Genomic DNA, 3,534 nt, shown 5'->3' on the forward strand with positions numbered 1-3,534 from the left:
GGTTACCGGAGAATTCAGTGCCTACTTGTTTACAGCAATGAAAAATGTGATGTTCAATCATCTCCGTAAAAAGGAGCTGCTCACTGCAGACATTAGTTTTTTGCCAGAGCAGGCGGCTACTGTTAGCCATTCAGCAGACCATCGTCTTCAGTACAAGGAATTGGAACAGGTATACCAGCTGAAACTAAGCCAGCTAAGCCCGCAGCRAAGGAAAATCTTTAAACTAAGTCGTGAAGAACAAATGACTTATCCGCAAATTGCAGAAAGCATGAACCTTTCTGTAAATACAATCAAAACCCAGATGCTGGTTTCGCTCAAATATCTGCGGGAGAGTCTTAAAGAACACATCGATATCACGATCCTACTAACTGTTATTATCTTTTTTTAATTTTTTTTCATTTCCGCTCACCCTGCCTAACGTTTATCGGTGTCTTGTAGGTGAAGGATAGATACAATGAATTTAAAAATAGATAAGGCCCTCATTAAAAAATACCTTGCCGGCCTCTGTAATAAGGAGGAATTAAAATTAGTGAGAGACTTTCTTAAGCAGGAGAATGCTCAGCAACTGTTTGATGAAGTATGGAATGAACAATGGGTAAATGAAACTAATGCCAATGATACAGACCACCACTCACAGCAGATGGCTGACTGGAAAAGAAAAATACATCAGCGGATCAATGAAGAATCTCTAAACTCAGAAATAACCGTTGCAAAAAATACGCCTATTCCATTTATTAAAAGAATTACGAACTGGCAATACGCAGCAATCTGGGCAACATTATTTATTGGGGCCGGACTTTGGGTTATTACATCCAAAAGAAGCAATGAGTCATTAGTGGTTGCTTATGTAGAAAAACATAACCCTAGCGGACGCAGAACGATTATAACGCTGCCTGACAGCTCACAGGTTTATCTTGGGCCTGAGAGTAAATTGCGTTATGCAGAAAAATTTAATGGAAGTACCAGAGAAATAAATCTGGAAGGAGAAGCCTTTTTCGAGGTTACTAAAAATCCAAAGAAACCATTCATTATCCATACCGGAATAATCACAACCAAGGTATTAGGTACTTCTTTTAAAGTAGATGCATTTATTAATAAGCCGGTTACTGTTTCTGTAAGTACAGGTAAGGTTAGCGTGGATAGGCATGCCACTAACAAAACAGAATCAATTGCCATATTGATGCCCGGGCAAACGGTAACATGGAATGAAACTGATCATATAAAAACATTAGGCTCTGTATTGGTTAAGGATATCAGCGGATGGAAAGATGGACGTTTGGTGTTTAATAAAGTCCCTCTATCAGAAATCGCAAATATTCTGGAGCGGTGGTATGACGTGGAAATCAGTTTTAAAAATAAAAAAAACGCTTCAAAGTTGTTAAAAGTCAACCTGACGGCAAATGTACCTATCAATACCTTAATGAAGATTTTAAGTGTCTCGGGACAATTTAAATATCATATTCAAGGCAATCACATTACTATTAATTAATCGGAAAGGACAAGATATGTAACACCTGGACTTAAAAAAAGAAACGCCCTCCCGCTAAGGAGGACGCAAAAATCATCAACGAGCTGGTTGTTTTCGAAGACGCATCAGCCCAGAGATAAATATTAACAGATATCCGCCACTGGCGAAAACCCGTAATGATCAAAAATATGCAAAAAGGATTACATCTGCGTTCTTCTTTTCGATTTATTAGCATGTTATTAAAAGGTGCTATTATCATCAGAAAGAAGTTTAGCAAGATGGCTAATAACAATCTGGTAACAGATAAAATTTATTTCTTTATGAAATGCTCGTTCCTTCTGATCGCTGTCAACCTCACATTTATTGGAGTGCTATTTGCCAGCTCTGTTCGCAGTCAGAATTTGAATCAGAAAATTAAGCTTAAGCTGGAAAATGCAAGTGTCGAAAATTGTTTAAGTACAATAGAAAAGCAATCGAACATACAGATCAATGCCCAGGTAAGCCTGCTAAATAAAATCACAAAAAAAATAAGCATAGATGCTACTGAGATTACTGTGGCCGATGCGCTGGCTAAAGTTTTAAACAATACTAATCTGGAGTATAAAGTAATTGAGGGTTATGTTGTAATTACTAAAAAACCAGTCCCCATAATTATCTCAGGAACGATTGTAGATGAGAAAACTGGTGAAACACTAATTGGCGTAGGTATTCGCATTAAAACAATGGGTGGTGGCGCATCTACTGATATGAATGGTAAGTTCCGTATTACCGTACCTGAGGGCGGAGCGATACTTGTGATTTCTTACATCGGTTATCAGAGTAGAGAAATTAAGGTTGATGCGAATACTAAAGAGTTGAGAATTTTACTGAAATCATCCTCTACCCAATTGGGCGAGGTAACTGTTCAGGCCCGTAGGAAGACAAATACAGAGGTGGCGGTGCTCGACGAGCGTAAAAAAGCGGCTATTGTACAAGATGCCATATCTGCAGTTCAGATAGAGCGTACAGCAAGTATTACTACAACACAGGCGCTGCAGAGAGTGCCTGGGGTTACAGTAACTGATGATAAATATGTAGCTATCCGTGGTTTGGGAGACAGGAGTGTAGTTGGCCAGTTGAATGGCGTACGCTTAGCTTCGTCAGATCCTGACAGAAGTTCAATTCCTTTCGATCTGGTACCCGCCTCTCTTTTAGATAATGTTACCATTTATAAAACAGTTACACCTGATAAACCTGCAGATGCAGCAGCAGGTATTGTAGAATTGAAAACCAAGTCTGTGCCCGATAGCATGGTGGTGAATGTAATTATTCAATCTGGTTTTAACTCAAATATCGGGATAGGGGGACAGTATAATAGTTTTTTCAATAGCGATATGGGCTTTTTGGGGGATAAGATCAATAACAAGAATTTGTCTGCTGATTTCTTAAACCTGGCCACACAGTATAAAGGCGGGTTAAACCAGATCCAGAATATGATTTCGAACAGCGGGTACAGTCCCGCGGCAAAGCAGGAAGTTGGTCGTATTAACGGGATAATGCAGGGCTTTGATCCTGTGCTTACTACCAAGTATAAACAGGCTCCTTTAAATCAGTTATACTCTGCAACTTTTGGTAATAGTTATACCTTGTTTAAAAAACATAAACTGGGTGTTATAGCTGGTGGTAACTACTATCGCCGTACCACAGATATTTCGGGTGGTGATATTCAGCAATACAGTATTTATCAGGGTGTGGTAACCGGAAACCCGCAGGTAAGCAGCCCAAGAAATATTCCAAATTACATTACTCCGAACAATCTTTACATGGGTCGGTACCAGACCTATAAGGAAAATACAGGTAACGAAACACTTAATTATGGTGTTTTGGGTGGTTTAACTTATCGCTTCGATACCCGAAATGAAATTAGCATGCAGTATCTGGGTAGCTGGGGAGGCGAAACACRAGCCACCAATATGAATGGTGGTTACGAATATACTGGTTTGCCCGGAGAAGTAAAAAGCACCATTTATTCTTTAAAACAGAGCTATCGTACACTAAATACTTTTAACCTTCAGGGAGAACACAAG

General features: G+C 39.3%; 3 protein-coding genes. All 3 read left to right on the forward strand.

Annotated features, from left to right (window positions below):
• Nucleotides 1–388: RNA polymerase sigma factor (locus tag AC1DG9_RS25150; protein ID WP_477635473.1), on the forward strand; the 388-nt coding region annotated here is incomplete at its 5' end.
• A 66-nt stretch (nt 389–454) separates the two neighbouring features.
• Nucleotides 455–1,489: a FecR family protein gene (locus tag AC1DG9_RS25155; protein ID WP_337716666.1), complete on the forward strand. Its 1,035-nt coding sequence runs from the start codon at nt 455–457 to the stop codon at nt 1,487–1,489.
• 167 nt (nt 1,490–1,656) lie between these two features.
• On the forward strand, nt 1,657–3,534 hold a 1,878-nt coding region (locus tag AC1DG9_RS25160), incomplete at its 3' end, for a carboxypeptidase-like regulatory domain-containing protein (protein WP_477635474.1).

This window comes from Pedobacter sp. 05L430, assembly GCF_056397585.1.

Bases quoted from the DNA above. Each gene is read 5' to 3' on its own strand.
- AC1DG9_RS25155 (WP_337716666.1), top strand. From the start codon at position 455: ATGAATTTAAAAATAGATAAGGCCCTCATTAAAAAATACCTTGCCGGC.